General features: G+C 56.3%; 11 protein-coding genes. 7 read left to right on the forward strand and 4 right to left on the reverse strand.

The genetic code is table 11. The annotated features are described in order from the left end of the window. Positions 1-57: 57 nt before the first annotated feature. Positions 58-876 (reverse strand): ParA family protein, encoded by an 819-nt coding sequence (locus tag L6990_RS02385; protein ID WP_237202480.1) that lies wholly within the window; start codon positions 874-876, stop codon positions 58-60. Positions 877-1,178: 302 nt separating this feature from the next. On the opposite strand from L6990_RS02385, the gene L6990_RS02390 reads away from it, so the two are divergent. The 4 genes from L6990_RS02390 (at position 1,179) to L6990_RS02405 (ending at position 8,802) form a co-directional block, all read left to right on the forward strand. Beyond that, on the forward strand, positions 1,179-4,628 hold the full coding sequence (locus tag L6990_RS02390) for a pyruvate carboxylase (protein WP_237202481.1): 3,450 nt from the start codon (positions 1,179-1,181) through the stop codon (positions 4,626-4,628). 151 nt (positions 4,629-4,779) lie between these two features. Beyond that, a complete protein-coding gene (locus L6990_RS02395; protein ID WP_237202482.1) occupies positions 4,780-4,992 on the forward strand; it encodes a hypothetical protein in 213 nt (70 codons plus the stop codon). Between the two features lie 116 nt (positions 4,993-5,108). After that, positions 5,109-6,515 (forward strand): mycothione reductase, encoded by a 1,407-nt coding sequence (locus L6990_RS02400; protein WP_237202483.1) that lies wholly within the window; start codon positions 5,109-5,111, stop codon positions 6,513-6,515. Positions 6,516-6,744: 229 nt separating this feature from the next. After that, entirely contained in the window at positions 6,745-8,802 is a 2,058-nt protein-coding gene (locus L6990_RS02405; RefSeq protein ID WP_440480480.1) for a PhoX family protein, read from the forward strand. Between the two features lie 120 nt (positions 8,803-8,922). Here L6990_RS02405 and L6990_RS02410 read toward each other — a convergent pair whose 3' ends face one another. After that, positions 8,923-11,019, reverse strand: coding sequence for an AMP-dependent synthetase/ligase (locus L6990_RS02410; RefSeq protein WP_336604461.1), 2,097 nt, complete (start codon positions 11,017-11,019; stop codon positions 8,923-8,925). A gap of 228 nt (positions 11,020-11,247) precedes the next feature. Here L6990_RS02410 and L6990_RS02415 point away from each other — a divergent pair, with 228 nt between their 5' ends. Continuing rightward, positions 11,248-12,003 carry a lysophospholipid acyltransferase family protein gene (locus L6990_RS02415; protein WP_237202485.1) on the forward strand — a complete coding sequence of 252 codons (756 nt, stop codon included), beginning with the start codon at positions 11,248-11,250 and terminating at the stop codon, positions 12,001-12,003. A gap of 126 nt (positions 12,004-12,129) precedes the next feature. Continuing rightward, positions 12,130-13,491 (forward strand): class II 3-deoxy-7-phosphoheptulonate synthase, encoded by a 1,362-nt coding sequence (locus L6990_RS02420; protein WP_237202486.1) that lies wholly within the window; start codon positions 12,130-12,132, stop codon positions 13,489-13,491. A 9-nt stretch (positions 13,492-13,500) separates the two neighbouring features. On the opposite strand, the gene L6990_RS02425 is transcribed toward L6990_RS02420, so the two are convergent. After that, the gene (locus tag L6990_RS02425) at positions 13,501-15,042 is read right to left on the reverse strand and encodes a serine/threonine protein kinase (protein WP_237202487.1); all 1,542 of its coding nucleotides are present in this window, start codon (positions 15,040-15,042) and stop codon (positions 13,501-13,503) included. A 96-nt stretch (positions 15,043-15,138) separates the two neighbouring features. Between L6990_RS02425 and L6990_RS02430 the strand changes: the two genes are divergently transcribed. Further along, positions 15,139-15,510, forward strand: coding sequence for an Rv2175c family DNA-binding protein (locus L6990_RS02430; RefSeq protein WP_336604462.1), 372 nt, complete (start codon positions 15,139-15,141; stop codon positions 15,508-15,510). A gap of 59 nt (positions 15,511-15,569) precedes the next feature. On the opposite strand, the gene L6990_RS02435 is transcribed toward L6990_RS02430, so the two are convergent. Next, on the reverse strand, positions 15,570-16,682 hold the full coding sequence (locus L6990_RS02435) for a polyprenyl synthetase family protein (RefSeq protein WP_237202488.1): 1,113 nt from the start codon (positions 16,680-16,682) through the stop codon (positions 15,570-15,572). Between the last annotated feature and the right edge of the window lie 5 nt (positions 16,683-16,687).

Below are 16,687 nucleotides of genomic sequence, written 5' to 3' on the forward strand. Positions count from 1 at the left end.
AGGGCCCCTCTTACCAGAGGGGCCCTCGGCCGTTAACTGATAAAGAAACGAAGCAGTTTACTCCACTGGCGTGCTCAACATCTGCTCGGGGAAGAGCCCCTGCAGGAGCCCGGTGAAAGCAGTCGCTAGGGGCTGAGCATCTGCCTCAGGCCAGTAATGCACAGGGTAGGCTGACCCCTGAATTCTTTGGAGTATGGGGGCCTCTGGCAGGGTGGTTGAAGCAACCAGGTCACCAAAAAGAATGCGCATTTCTTCGGTGCGGTAGTCGTGCTCTGGGTCTGAGTCGCGCACCTTATTGATCACGATAGAAGCTGACTTCACTGCATATTCAGTGTGCGCCTCAAACCTGGCAATGGCTCGTAGCGTGCGCTCTGAGCCGGCAACTGAAAAGAGCGAGGGCTCTGCAACAGAAATGACTCGGTCGCTGGCGGCCCATGCCATTTCGGTCAGCCTGCCTAGTGTGGGTGGGCAGTCAATCAAAATGAGGTCAAAGGTATCACGGACGCTCACCAGCAGATTGCTCAGAATGGGGAGCGTTACCTGGGGGTCAAGTGACTCTAGTGCTGTTGACCGGGCGGAGCCGCGAGCAACCCACACCCCGGCGTCCAAACCGGTGCTGGATGCATTGCCCAGGCTACCTAACGAAACCCAGCTGCTGGCTACCAGCTCATGGTCAAGGTCGGTCTCTCTTGGGTCTATGAGTAATGAGGCGATGTCGCTACCCTGCTGGCTACTGACCCCCAAGCCGGTGGAGGCATCGCCGTGGGGGTCAAGGTCAACCACCAGCACTCTTAAGCCAGAAGCCTGAGCGGCAGATGCTAGCCCCAGGGTAACGGATGTTTTACCCACTCCGCCTTTGAGGCTGCTGATACTCACTATGCTTGCCAAATTGGTGTCTGCCTCTCACAAAGGGTCAATAGATCTCAGCTCTATGCTACCCAATAACCGGCACCTGTCTGGGGGCTAGATTAAAGCTAATGGTCAGACCACACCTGTGTTCTATATCCAATCATGTTATGAGTTTCACAATAAGCTGTTTCGTTACGTCCAACATGACCAAAAATGAGACAAAAATCGAGCATAGCTTGTTCTGAGCTATATATTTGAGGTGTTCACACACAGAGTCGTGGCTAAAGTTCCACTGGATAACCCCAGGGCACGGAACGGAACGGAAAAATATGTTTTCAAAAGTTTTGGTCGCAAACCGCGGCGAGATCGCTATCCGCGCTTACCGCGCGGCGTACGAGCTCGGCGCTAAGACCGTTGGTGTCTTCCCCTATGAAGACCGCCACTCCATTCACCGCCAGCAGGCAGATGAGGCTTACCCCATCGGTGAAGAAGGGCATCCCGTTCGGGCTTACCTGGATATTGATGAGATCATTCGCGTCGCCAAAGATGCCGGTGCGGATGCTATCTACCCCGGCTACGGTTTTCTTTCTGAGAATCCAGACCTAGCCCGTGCGGCTGCCGCTAACGGCATTACCTTTATCGGCCCGCCCCCGGAGGTGCTGGAACTTGCCGGTAATAAGGTTGAGGCGCTGAAGGCTGCTCGTCGAGCAGGCATTCCCGTCCTGAAGTCAACCGAACCCAGCGCAGATGTTGAAAAACTGTTGGCTGAAGCTGAGGAAATTGGTTTTCCCATCTTCGTTAAGGCTGTCGCCGGTGGTGGTGGCCGCGGTATGCGCCGCGTAGAAAAGCGTGAAGACTTGCGGGCTTCCATGGAAGCCGCCATGCGTGAGGCTGATACAGCCTTCGGTGACCCCACCGTCTTCCTTGAACAGGCAGTACTGCGCCCCCGCCACATCGAGGTGCAGATTCTTGCCGATAGCCAGGGCAATATCGTCCATCTATTTGAGCGTGACTGCTCCCTGCAGCGCCGCCACCAGAAGGTCGTTGAGATTGCACCTGCGCCTAACCTGGACGATGAGATCCGACAGGCACTCTTCCGCGACGCGGTAAAATTTGCTAAGGAGCTGGGCTATGTCAACGCTGGCACCGTGGAGTTCTTGGTTGACACCGCCGGTGAACGCGCTGGTCAGCACGTCTTTATTGAGATGAACCCCCGCATCCAGGTGGAGCACACCGTCACTGAAGAGGTCACCGACGTTGACCTAGTTCAGTCACAGATGCGCATTGCAGCGGGGGAGAGCCTCGAAGATTTGGGCATTCGCCAGGACGAGCTGCGTGTACGCGGCTATGCACTGCAGTCCCGTATCACCACCGAGGACCCCGCGAACGGCTTCCGCCCGGACGTGGGCAAGGTGACCTACTACCGCTCAGCAGGTGGCTCCGGCATCCGTCTGGATGGCGGTACCGTCTACACCGGCGCAGAAATCTCACCCCACTTCGATTCCATGCTGGTTAAGCTCACCTGCCGTGGCCGCACCTTTGAAGCAGCCGTCCAGCGAGCCTCCCGTGCACTGGCAGAGTTCCGCATTCGCGGTATCTCCACCAACATTCCCTTCATCCAGGCAGTGTTGCAGGACCCCACCTTCCGCGCCGGTGATGTCTCAACCCCCTTCATCGACGAACACCCGGAGCTGCTGACCAAGAAGCCCTCGGCTGACCGCGGCACTAAGGCTTTGCAGTACCTTGCTAACGTCACGGTGAATAAGCCCCACGGTGAGCGCATTGAGGGTATTGACCCTCGCCATAAGCTGCCCCGTTTCCCCGGCGATAAGGTGGAAGAGCCCTTCCGCTCACCCTTTGACGCCTCTAATCACCAGCCCCCGGCTGGCTGGCGTCAGAAGCTCCTTGAACTCGGCCCCGAAGGCTTTGCCAAGGCTGTTCGTGACACTAAGGAGGTGCTGGTTACTGATACCACCTTCCGTGATGCCCACCAGTCGCTGTTGGCAACCCGTGTGCGTACCCGCGACCTGCTGGCAGCGGCACCCGCGGTAGCCCACACCATCCCGCAGCTCTTCTCGGTTGAGGCCTGGGGCGGTGCAACCTACGACGTTGCCCTGCGCTTCCTCTCTGAGGACCCATGGGAACGCCTGGCCCACCTGCGTGAGGCCATGCCCAACCTGCCCATCCAGATGCTGCTGCGCGGCCGTAACACCGTGGGCTACACCCCGTACCCCACAGAGGTCACTGATGCTTTCGTCAAGGAAGCAGCAGAAACCGGTGTCGATATCTTCCGTATCTTTGACTCGCTCAACGATGTCTCACAGATGACCCCGGCCATTAAGGCTGTGCGCGCCACCGGCACCGCAGTAGCTGAAGTAGCCATCTGCTACACCGGCGATATGCTCTCACCCGATGAAAAGACCTACACCCTGGACTACTACCTGAACCTAGCTGACCAGGTAGTAGAAGCAGGTGCCCACATCCTTGCAATCAAGGACATGGCCGGCCTTCTGCGTCCTGAAGCAGCCCGCCGCCTGGTCAGCGCTCTACGCGAGCGCTTTGACCTGCCGGTTCACCTGCATACCCACGACACCGCCGGTGGTCAGGTTGGCACCTTGCTGGCAGCTGTAGAAGCCGGTGTGGACGTGGTGGACGTAGCAAGTGCTTCCATGGCTGGTACCACCTCCCAGCCTTCCTTCTCAGCTCTCGTCGGTGCACTTCAGTACACCGACCGTGACACCGGTATCTCGCTGGAGGCAGCATGCGCCCTGGAACCCTACTGGGAAGCCCTGCGCGCTATCTACAAGCCTTTCGAGATGGGGCTGAGTTCACCGACCGGCCGTGTTTACACCCACGAAATCCCCGGTGGTCAGCTCTCTAACCTGCGTGCCCAGGCAAATGCGCTGGGACTGGGGGAGCGCTTCGAAGACATCGAAGATATGTACGCTGCCGCTGACCGCATGTTGGGCCATATCGTCAAGGTGACCCCCTCTTCTAAGGTGGTGGGTGATCTTGCTCTGCAGCTGGTAGGCATGGGCGTCTCACCGGAAGACTTCGAGAAGGATCCGCAGAAGTTTGATGTACCTGACTCGGTCATCGGCTTCCTCAACGGCGAGCTGGGTACCCCGCCCGCTGGCTGGCCCGAGCCCTTCCGCACACGCGCCCTGGAGGGTCGCAAGCTCTCCAAGCCCTCTGTCAACGAACTCTCGGCCGAAGACCTAGCCGCTCTTGAGGGAGATTCCGAGACCCGCCGTTCAACCTTGAACCGACTGCTCTTCCCCGCCCCCACCCGCGAGTTTGAGAAGACCCGTGATGAATTCGGCGATGTGTCTATTCTGCACACCCGCGACTTCCTCTACGGCATGATTCTCAAGCGTGAACACGTGATTTCGCTGGGCAAGGGCGTTCGACTGATTGCCACCTTGCAGGCAATTTCTGAGGCCGATGAAAAGGGTATGCGCGAGGTTATGTGCACCCTCAACGGCCAGCAGCGCACCGTCAAGGTCCGTGACAACTCCATCGAGTCCAACGTCAAGGAAGCCGAAAAGGCTGATGCGTCTAACTCCGGCCACATCGCGGCCCCCTTCGCCGGTGGTGTCACCATCACCGCTAAGCCAGGGGATGAGATTGCTGTGGGCGACCAGGTCGCAACCATTGAGGCGATGAAGATGGAAGCGTCTATCACCTCACCGGTAGCTGGCACCGTTGAGCGCATTGTCTACAACGATGTAGCCCAGGTAGCTGGCGGTGACCTGTTGATCGTGGTCAACGTCAAGTAACACCGGCCCTTTGCCAAAGCCCTGCTCCTACCTTCTGATGAAGGTAGGAGCAGGGCTTTTGCTTTAGGTTCCCGTTTCCCGTGTTCCGAGGACCCACGCCAGGAAGCTGAGATTACCGTGAGGCGGGGGATGGAAAGGTAGGGTAGTGGCTATGAACCCTACACATTTGATGATTATTGGTTTTGGCGCCCTGCTAATTATTGTGGCAGCCGTATTGCCGCAAGCCGGCTGGAACATCTACGTCATTGGCCTGGGTGTACTGCACGTACTGGTCGGCAACATATTGGTCTTCCGGCAGATGAAGCGTAACTTTGACCAGAACATGGCTGATGCTGACGCCCGCCTAGCAGAACGCAAAGAATAGATCTAGCATGCAGCTGACGAAGCTACCATCGTAGAGGGAGCCGGGAATGAAAGCTGCCTCCTGCGCGTTATCTGATACGAACGTCCAGACGCAGGTAAAGCCACTGAAAGGGCACTATGACAGCGGTAAAAGAATACGATCTCATTATTATTGGTTCGGGCTCAGGCAACTCACTGATTAACGAGGACTGGGACGGCAAGAAGGTTGCCATGATTGATGGCGGGCGATTTGGCGGCACCTGCCTCAACTTCGGTTGTATCCCCACCAAGATGTATGTGTACCCTGCCTCAGTGATTGCCCGAGCGAAGGACGCCACCAAACTCGGTATCGAGGTTGAGCATAAGAACACTGCCTGGCAGCAAATCCGCGACCGTATCTTCTCCCGTATTGACGCGATTAGCGAGGGTGGTTTGGACTGGCGCAAGCGGCAGCCTTCCGTTGACGTATACGAGGAGTACGCTCGCTTCACCGACTCTCACACGCTGGTCACTGACAGCGGAGTGCAGCTGACCGCTCCCCAAATTGTGCTGGCTACAGGTTCACGAGTGACCCTGCCTGAGGTACCCGGTATAGACCTGCCCCAGGTGCATACCTCTGATACCGTGATGCGTATCGATGAGCTGCCGGACCGCGTTGTAGTGATTGGGGGCGGTTTTATCGCTGCTGAGTTCGCCCACGTCTTTAGCGGTCTGGGGTCTAAGGTAACCCAAGCAGTGCGCTCAGAGCGACTCTTGCGTGGCCACGACGATACCATTGCCGAACAGTTTGCCCACGTTGCAGCCCAACACTGGGACTTGCGCACCGGGCACCCACTAGTCAGCATTGAACCTGCTGACGGTGGTGCCGTAACCGTGGTCTTCGATGTAGACGGTGAGCGGGTTGAAGTAGAGACCGATCTGGTTTTGGTGGCAACCGGTCGAACCCCCAATTCTGATACCGTCAACGCCGCCCCCTTCTTTGATATGGACGACCGGGGCTTGGTGACCGTAGACCAGCACCAGCGGGTGCTCTCGGCTGGCAGCCCTGTCAAGGGCGTCTGGGCTCTGGGGGATGTATCGTCTCCCTACCAGCTCAAACATGTTGCGAACGCCGAGATGCGTACGGTTCAGCACAACCTGTTGAACCCAGAGGACCTGGAATCCACCGACCACCGTTATGTTCCGTCTGCTGTTTTCACCCACCCCCAAATTGCGGCAGTTGGTCTCACCGAAACCCAGGCGCGTCAGCAGGCTGAGTCTGAAGGTTTTGAGATCACCATCAAGGTGCAGAAGATGGGGGATGTCGCCTATGGCTGGGCGATGGAAGATGACGCCGGGCTCTGCAAGCTGATTGCCCGTAAGGACACCGGCGAACTGCTGGGCGCTCACCTAATCGGTGAAGATTCCGCTAACCTCATTCAGCCCCTGATCCAGGCTATGAGCTTCGGGCTGAGCGCTCAGGACATGGCGCGCGGCCAGTACTGGATTCACCCCGCGCTCACTGAAGTCGTTGAAAACGCCCTCCTCGGTTTGGAGCTCGACTAAAGTTCCTGAATTTCGTCAAGACCCCGCTAGCCTGTCCCCATTGTGGCTAGTGGGGCTTTGTTTTATGCTCTGATAACCTCCTGTTCACCAGGCTGCTCCCCAGACGTTACCTTGCTTTGTCATAGTCAGTGAGGCTGCTCCCACCAGCTACACCTCACACACTGTTCGAAGGAAGAACGCCTTGTCAGAAAAAACTTTGTTGCCCAATCCCACCCGCCGTTTTCTGCCCATGTGGAATCACGTCAAGGGTAAGCGCTCCGCCGTTACCTGTGCCCTTAAATGCAACAACGCTTGCCTGGAGCCTGATGCTAACTGCTCAAGCAACAGCTACTTCAAGGACATCCTCGAGAGCACGATCTCGCGCAGAGCTGCTTTGGGAGTAACCGCCGGGGCAGCCGTCGTGATTGGCACTGAGAGCTTCGCCCCTCAAGCTGCTGAAGCTGCTTCTCATAACCCAAATTGCTGGGGCCGCGGCAAATCTTGGTCTAACTTCAACTTCAAGCCCATTGCCCCCGTGCCCTCAGACGTCGACGAGTTCACCGTGCCAAACGGCTTCAAATGGGAGCCCATCATCCGCTGGGGGGACCCCCTTTTCTCACACGCGCCAGCCTTTGACCCCTACAACCAAACCGAAGAAGCCCAGGCTCTCCAGTTCGGCTACAACAACGACTACCTAGCCGTCATCCCTGATGCCCACAATCCTTTACGCGGTGTGCTGGTCTGCAACCACGAGTACATCAACGAACAAAACATGTACCCAGCCGACCTGTTTTCGGTTGACCCCTACGCCATTGCCCGTATTTCAATGATGGCTCAGGGGCTGTCTGTTGTTGAGCTGACCCGCAAGAAGGTTGGTTCACCCTGGACCTACGTGGTAGACGGCGCTCGCAACCGCCGCGTCACTACAGATACTCCTTTCACCCTGGTTGGCCCCGCTGCAGGTTCTGATCTGCTCAAAACTGTGGCTGACCCGACCGGCACCGTGGTCCTCGGTACCAACAACAACTGCTCTGGCGGTTACACGCCTTGGGGCACCGTATTGTCAGGTGAAGAGAACTTCGATAGCTACTTCGTTGGGCAGAGCACCGAGCGTTTCAAGCGGTACACCATTAAAAACCAGCCCTCACCTCATGGCTGGGAAGACGTTGACCCCCGCTTCAACACCAACAACCCAGGTTATGAAAATGAAGCTAACCGCTTTGGTTACATTGTTGAGCTAGACCCACAGGATCCGAACGCAGCTCCCCGCAAGCACACCGCCCTGGGGCGCTTCAAGCACGAGGGCGCCAACATCCACGTTGACCCCGTCACTGGCCGGGTTGCCGCTTACATGGGGGATGACGCCAGGTTTGAGTACATCTACAAGTTCGTTTCCCGCGACCGTTACATCGAGGGCAACAAGGCGCACAACATGACCCTGCTAGAAAATGGCTCACTGTATGTTGCTGTTTTCACCGGTAATTCAGAGACGGAAATCGATGGTAGCGGTACCGTTCCCGCTGATGGAAGCTTTGACGGGACTGGACGCTGGGTGCAACTGACCGATGGTAACCGCTCGCTGGTTCCGGGTATGAGCATTGAAGAGGTGCTGGTCTTTACCCGCCAGGCAGCTGACCTTATGGGGGCAACCAAGATGGACCGCCCCGAGGACGTCGAGCCCTCACCGATCACCGGTAAAATCTATGCAGCTCTCACTAACAACAACCAGCGTGGTGCAGCGGGCCAGGCAGCAGTTGACGAAACTAACCCCCGCAACAATAACCGTTCAGGTCACGTCATTGAAATGACGGAGAACGGCAATACTGTTGAAGCCATCAGCTTCACCTGGAATCTTCTGCTGGTCTGCGGTGACCCTCAGGGCGATGAGCCGGTCTATTTCTCGGGTTTCGACCCTGCTAAGGTTTCCCCAATCTCCTGCCCAGATAACGTCGCCTTTGACTCAAAGGGTAACCTCTGGATCTCAACCGATGGCGCACCAGACAAAATTCAGAAGAATGATGGTCTTTTCCGCGTCGGTCTGGACGGGGTCAACCGCGGTAACGTTGAGCAATTCCTCTCGGTTCCTGTAGAGGCAGAAACCTGTGGGCCCGTCATCGCTGATCAGGAGAATATGGTGTACGTGGCGGTTCAGCACCCGGGTGAGGACGGTAGCTTCGATCAGCCGCACTCCTACTTCCCGGACTACGTGCCCAGCGGCAACCAAGGTAAGAAGAGCAACGTGGCTCGCAACCACGGAACGGTTGCTCTGCCCCGCCCGTCCATCGTCCAGGTCTACAAGCACGGATAACGCCAATCGCAGCAGCAACTAGGCTGCTGTGAAACTCACTTTCAGCCAGCGATGGGCTCCACTCATCAGAAGTGGGGTCCATCGTTAGTTTGCGTCAGTTATTAGGACTGCCCAAGATTTTTACTTTGAGGCTTCTCCATCGCTACCCAGCTGTGGGGTTTCACCTGGAGCTTCAGCTGAAGTTTGGGTTTCATGAGTGGTTTCGTCGGTCTTCGAACCACGAGCCTGCTGCAACTTGTCAGCTAGTTCGTGCAGTTTCTGCCCCTGGACCTCGGTGAATTCCTGCAGCTTATGGCCCTGGTCTGCTTTGAACTCCTCCCACTTGACGCTCTGCTCAGCGCGTAGTTCCTGCATACGTTCAGCAGTCTGGGCAGCTGTTTCAGTGACAGTGGTCTTAGTCCGGTTGTAGATGTCTTCAACGTAGGTATTGAAGTCAGCCAAAACCTGCTTGCGGCGGACCTTCATGGAGGGGGTCAAATGTCCATCGGCTTCGGTGAAGTCCTTGTCGATGATGCGGAATTCGCGGATTGATTCAGCCTTAGAAACAAAAGCGTTAGCCTCGTCAATGAACTTCTGTATGGATTCCCGAACACGGGGGTGAATGGACGCTTCTTTGGGGGTCAGCGTACGCGGTAGCCCAATGCGTTCTAGTTCATCTGGCAGGACGTCGGGATCAAGCGTGATAAGTGCTGCGATGAAGGGTTTTTCATCGCCTACCAGCATGGCCTGGGATACGAATGGTGCCTGCCGCAGTCTGTCCTCAGCGGGGACCGGCATAACGTTCTTGCCGCCAGCAGTCACAATCATTTCCTTCTTGCGACCGGTGATGGTGATCTTGCCATTATCTGAAATTCGTGCGAGGTCACCGGTGCGGAACCATCCATCATCAGTAAAGGCAAGGGCGTTTTCCTCTGGATTGTCGAGGTAGCCAGAAATCAGACCGACGCCCTTGAACTCTAGTTCGCCGTCCTCTGCCAGGCGTGCAGAGCCGCCGGGGATCAGGGTACCCACGTTGCCAATCTCAAAGTCTCGGATACGGCCTACTGCCAGGGGCGCGGTGGTTTCGGTTAGGCCGTAGCCTTCTACTACCTCAATACCAACGGCATGGTAAAAATGACCGTAGTGAGGTGCTAGCCGGCTGCCGCCTGATACGGCAAACCTAACTTTTCCTCCCATGGCAGCGCGCAGTTTGGAGTAAACCAGCTTGTCGTAGAAGCGGTGTTGCAGCGCCAGCTTTTTAGTCATTTCACCGGCAATTTTTGCCTGGGACCACTTAACGGCTACATCAACTGAACGGTGGAAGAGCTTAGCGTTGACCGTTCCGCCCTTCTCAGTCTTCTTGACCGCGCCCTCATAGACCTTCTCAAAAACACGCGGGACCACCAGCAACATGGTGGGCTGGAAGGACGCCAAATCAGTGGAAAGGTTCTTAATGTCGGGCGCGTGACCTACTACCATGCCCGCGTCAAAAGCGAGCACCTGGATAAGGCGGCCCAACACGTGCGCTAGCGGCAGGAAGAGGAGGGTCGAATTGGTTTCGTTAGCGATTTCAGGGATGGTGGCTTTGCTATTGGCACTCAGACGAACAAAGTTACCGTGGGTGATAGGGCAGGCTTTAGGGCGCCCCGTCGTGCCGGAGGTGTAGACAATGGTGGCGATATCTTCACAGCTAGCGGTGGTACGGCGTTGCTCAATTTCATCATCGGTAACTGAGGTTCCCTGACTTACCAGGTCCGCAATGGCTTCACGGTCAATTACCCACATATGGCTCAGTGCCGAGAGCTCAAGCTCTTCATCGGTCAGGTTCTTGGCCTGGTCAATAACCCCTGCAAGTTTGTCACTTTCGACAAAAATTGCTTTTGCCTTAGAGTGCGACAGTGCCCATGCTGCCTGAGCCGGTGAAGATGTTTCATAGACAGGCACTACCACAGCGCCGGCATACCAGCAGGCGAAGTCAATGAGCGTCCACTCGTAGCGGGTGCGGCTCATAATACCCACGACGTCCCCTGCGCCGATTCCCGCAGATACCAGACCTTTAGCAAGCTCAATAACCTGGGCCCTAAACTGCTGGGCAGTGACATTAACCCAGTTGCCCGGGGACTTTTGCACACGGTAGACCACCGGGTTGCGGGTATCTTGGGCGCGCCGCTCCACCATATCGGTGAGGTTAACCGAGGGGTCAATCACTACAGCTGTAGGTGAGTGAATTTCTTTCACGATGTAGCCCTGTCTTAGAAGTAGCACCCGCAGCTGTGAGCTGAGAGCGAGCCCGGGCACGGCCCGGGGTGTGAGTTGGATGATATAGCATTAAATTTTACCTTTACCAGCGGGTAGCTGATGACCTCTATGGGTGTGCCGACAGCTAAAAATAGTCAGGCTCTAAAACCTGGCGAAAGGGTCTTAGAATAGACAGCAAATACATCTGATCTGTTCGAGGAAGCCCGCATGTACAACCAGCTGCGCACCGCGCTCAAGCCACTGCTGACAAAGCTTTATCATCACGAGATAGTAGGGGCTCACAACATTCCCGCGAACTCCGGGGCTGTTCTTGCCAGCAACCATGTCTCCTTCATTGATTCCATCTTCCTTCCGCTAGCTGCACCTCGTCAGGTTTTCTTCCTTGCCAAAAGTGACTATTTCACCACCCCCGGTCTCAAAGGCCGCATCATGAAGTGGTTTTTTACGGGAGTGGGGCAGCTGCCTATGGATCGAGCCGGGGGAGCGGCGTCTACTGCTTCTTTGCAGCGTGCCATCGATGCTCTGAAAGAGGGCAAGCTGGTGGGTATCTACCCTGAAGGCACCCGGAGCCCTGACGCCCGGCTTTACCGCGCCAAGGTTGGTGTTGCCCGCCTTGCCATCGCAGCCGGCGTGCCCATCGTGCCAGTTGCGCAGTTTGGCAACGAAGAGGTCCAGGCGCCAGGCTCAAATAGGTTGCGCCTAAAAAATACTGCAGGTCAGCCCATCCACATTAAGACCGTGGTGGGTGAACCTATTGATACTTCAAAATATTTGGGTAGGGAGGACGACTGGGCAGCTGCTAGAGAGCTGGCAGATATCGTCATGCAGCGTATTAGCGAAATGACCGGGCGAGACATTGTGCCGGTGTACGCCGGAGACGTTAAGAAACTCATGGAAAGCCAGGGATTGACAGCTACTCAGGCGTCAGAGCAGCTAGCTAGTCAGCAACAGAACGGGCAGTAGTTGCTTAATATGAACGCAATATGTCCTTCATAATGGACGATTCTTGGTTCGCTGGCAAGACCGCCTAAACTAGAGAAACCCTTATATCCGCGGGCAGACGCCCTCTCATCTGACAAGGAGCTCACCGTGACCCTACCCGGCGCTGTACCCACACCCAACGACTTCCCAGAGCTTGAAGAGTGGCGCTCACGTACTATTCATCAACACCCGCAATGGGCTGAGCACAAAGACTTTACCTCCGTGATGAATGAGCTTAACGCTGTGCCTCCACTCGTGTTTGCTGGTGAAGTTGATCAGATGCGCGCTGACCTAGCTCGTGTTGCCAACGGCGAGGCTTTCTTGCTGCAGGGTGGTGACTGTGCTGAAACCTTCGCTGGTGCCACTGCTGATAAGATCTCTGGTCGTGTCAAGACCCTGCTGCAGATGGCAGTAGTTCTCACCTACGGCGCATCTATGCCGGTCGTTAAGATGGGCCGTATGGCTGGTCAGTTCTCCAAACCGCGCTCATCTAATGATGAGACGCGCGAGGGCGTCACTCTTCCCTCCTTCCGCGGTGAAATGGTCAACGGTTTTGACTTCGATGAGAAGTCGCGCGTTCATGACCCTAACCGTATGCTCACTGGCTACCACACCAGCGCCTCAACCCTAAACTTGATTAGAGCCTTCACCAAGGGCGGCTTCGCTGACCTCCGTTCGGTGAACTCTTGGAACAAGGGCTTTACCTCTAACCCGGCTCATGCCCGCTACGAATCTCTGGCGGCCGAAATCGACCGCGCCATCAACTTCATGGAAGCATGCGGTGCTGACTTTGCACCCTTCAAAGACACCGATGTCTACACCGGTCATGAAGCTTTGCTCCTCGATTTTGAGCGTGCGCTGACCCGCATTGACTCCCGCACCCACCAGCCTTACGACACCTCGGCCCACTTCCTGTGGATTGGTGAACGTACCCGAGGTTTGGAAGATGCCCACGTCAACTTCCTCTCCAAGGTGCGCAACCCCATTGGTGTGAAGCTTGGCCCCACCACCACCGCTGATGACGCCTTGGCATTGATCGATAAACTTGACCCCAACCGCGAACCTGGCCGCCTGACCTTCATCACTCGTATGGGTGCAGGCAAGATTCGCGAAAACCTTCCCGCCATCGTCGAGGGTGTTCAGCGTGAAGGCGCCAAGGTGGTGTGGGTAACCGACCCCATGCATGGCAACACCATCTCTGTTCCTTCGGGCTTCAAAACCCGCCGTTACGATGATGTTATTGACGAAATCCGCGGTTTCTTTGAGGTGCACGAGGCGCTGGGTACCTTCCCCGGTGGCATTCACGTTGAAATGACCGGCGATGATGTCGCTGAATGCCTGGGTGGATCAGACCCTATTGAGGAATCGTCCTTCGCTGACCGCTACGAAACACTCTGTGACCCGCGCCTGAACCACCAGCAGTCCCTAGAGATCGCTTTCCAAGTGGCGGAGTACCTGTCTAAGCGCTAATCCCCGGGATTAGTAAAGGAGACCTGCTAACCACCAGCCGGCAAAACCAGCCGCTGTAAACCCCACCAGCCCGGTGACCATGATGATAATGAGCGCAACCGGGCTGAGTGGGGTTCTCCATGGGGTCTGTGCCCGGCGCCGTTCAGCTTCATTGATGATCGGCGGCTGCACCCGGGATGTATCCGAGTGCTGGCGCTGAGTCTGCGGTACAGGGTGTCTGCGCGGGTTATAGCTACCACTGATGGGGCTAAAACCCTCTCGCTGCTGCCGCGCCCTCTCCTCTGCATCCTTCTGCGCTCGCGCTTGTGCAGCAGAAAAAGCCGTCGTGGCATCAGAGTCCTGGGCAACGTCCCAGAAAAGCGTCTCTTCAGGGGATCCAGAAGTGATCTCATTCTCGGTTGCCTCAATAGCAGCTTGACTTTGGGTCAGTGGGCCGACGCCAGAGATTCGAGTGGGCTTATAGACTTGGCTTTCTTCCTGAGCAGCAGCTAGCACCCACTGTTCATGCTCAGAAAGGTCCCCCTCGGCATCGTGATGGATTAGGTCATCAGCGCTACCAAAACCCGTAATTGGGGTTGACCTGTAGGCCTTGGTCATCCCCGATTTCTCGGCAATGTCGGTGACATCTTGCCATAGCTCGGTGGTAGGAGGTTCAATGAGCTGGGGGCGGTAGTTTCTCTCTGCTGTACCCATCCGGGCTGAAATATCGCGCAGGGCGCGGAAGAGCTCAGCGGCGTCCTGCGGGCGGTCTTTAACCGCTCGACGGGTGCACCAGCTCACCACACCTGCAATATCCGAACTAAATCCCGGTGCTATTGCCGAGACTGAGGGAATTTCAGAATTAATGTTGTGGTAGAGAACCTGCTGATCGTTGCCCAGACCGGGGAAAGGTAGTCTGCCAGTCAGCATACGGTACATCATGACACCCACCGCAAAAATATCGGCAGGAGCCCCCACAGCAGCTACCGGATCCATAATTTCGGGAGCGACATAGGCCGGGGTGCCCATGAGCTCACCGGTCCACTGCTGGTCGGTGCGTCTGGTCAGCCCAAAGTCCGATAACTTGATGCCTCTGTTGCTATCTTCTAGCAGTACGTTGGCGGGCTTCATATCGCGATGGATCAGGCGGTGCGCGTGAACCTCCGATAACCCTTCAACAGTGGGAATCATGATCTCTAACATCTCGCCCACGCTCAGCACAGGGCGCAGAGTAAGTAGCTGGGCGAGCGTGCAGCCGTGCACATACTCCAAGACCAGGAACATGATGTCTTGACCGTGAACCTGCTGGGTGCCGTCTTGAACCACACCCACCACGTGTTCGTGGTGAATCTTCCCCAGGGCGTTGCCCTCTCTAAAAAACTTTTGCCGCTGTGCTGTGTCAGACGATAGATGCGGCAGCAGAACCTTAACGGCTACCGGATTGTTAGACCACAGATCAACCGCATGGTAAACCTCAGCCATCCCACCGCGGGCAATGAGCTGGCCGACTTCGTAGCGACCGGCAAAGACGGTGCCGGTCAGCCAGGGGGCACTGTTAGAGTTCTCAGACATCACTCACCTCATTTTACGGGTGTTTTCTGGGTACTGGCGGGGAACCTCGAACCGGTCAATCTCGCTTTGTTGGCAGCTTTGGTGCAAAATGGAGGGGTGAGTGAAGAAAAGACAACACCTGAAGTAATAGCTCTCGTGGGGGACTGGCTAACCATTCCCGATATCGCCGAGATGCTCGATCTCAAAGTGACCCGAGTGCACAACCTGATTTCTGACCGCAGCCTTCTCGCTGTGCGCGACCCAGAAACCAACGTGCGTAAGGTTCCTGCTCTATTTATGCGGGAGAACCGCGTGCTTGAGTCCCTCAAAGGTACCCTGACCGTCCTTGATGATTCAGGTTTCACTGATGAAGAAGCCATCGTGTGGCTTTATACCGAGGACGATTCGTTGCCCGGTCGCCCCATCGATGCTTTGATCAACGGTCGTAAAACCGAAATTAGACGACGCGCGTCAGCTCTAGCCTGGTAAATACACCAAATCCCGCTTGTACGTCGGTGCAAGCGGGATTTCTTTATGTGCGGGTTATCTTAGGCGAAGCGTTTCAGAGCTTTAGCGGCGATAGCCTCCAGGGCTGTTCGCACATGCTCGCTGACCTCCAACGTTGCCAAAGCACCCAACGACTGCTGGCTTTTTTCTTCAATCAGTTCTTCCACGGCGTCTAGAGCGCCAGATACTCGGATAAGTTCCCGCAACTTGGCAATATCAGTGAGCGTCAGCTGCTGATTGCCCAAAGAGGATTCTAAGAAATCGTGGTCAGCGTTGTCGGCCAGCATGGCGGTGTAGGCAGTAAGAACCGTGCGCTTACCCTCCCTTAGATCATCGCCAGCTGGCTTGCCCGTTACTTCAGGTTCACCGAATACGCCCAGTTCATCATCACGCATCTGGAACCCCTCACCGAGGGGTAGAGCAAAGGCGCGGTAACTCTCAATCAGGGGGGAAGGCTCGCCGTGCACGGTACCCAAACCAAGAGCGCCCCCTAGGGTCAGCGGCTGCTCGCAGGTGTACTTAGCGGCCTTGTATCGAATGACGTTGAGCGCACGCTCCAACGACACTTGCGGGCTCTCAACCTGGACTACTTCACCCACAATATCCAGGTATTGGCCAGCCATCACTTCAGTTCGCATCAGATTGAATATATGACGAGCCTCAGACTGAGCGCCGGCCTGTGGGATTGATGAGAAGACCATCTCAGACCAGGAAAGGCACATATCACCGGTAAGAATAGCGCTTGAGACACCATAGGCTTCGGGAGATGTTTTGAAGCCCCTTTGCCGGTGCATAGCCTCAAACTGACGGTGAACGCTGGGAGCTCCGCGGCGCGTATCAGAAGCATCAATGATGTCGTCGTGGATGAGGGCAGCCGACTGGAAGAGCTCAATGGCCAGACCCGCCTTGATAATCGCGGGGTCATTAGCTTGCCCTCCAGCGCCACGAAAGCCCCAGTAAGCTAACAGCGCTCGCAACCTTTTACCGCCGGTCGATAGCTTCCTAATGGCGTCGAGAATAGGCATTGTCTCTTCCGAGACCTGGGCCATCAGCGCACCCTGCTCATCAAAGAACAATTGCATTTCTGCTTCAAGGGCATCAAGGTAGGCGCGCTGTTCTTGTTCAATGATGGATAGGGAGGAGTGGGCGGTCATTGCAA

The sequence above is a fragment of the Rothia endophytica genome (genome assembly GCF_928381505.1).
GTDB lineage: Bacteria > Actinomycetota > Actinomycetes > Actinomycetales > Micrococcaceae > Rothia > Rothia endophytica_A.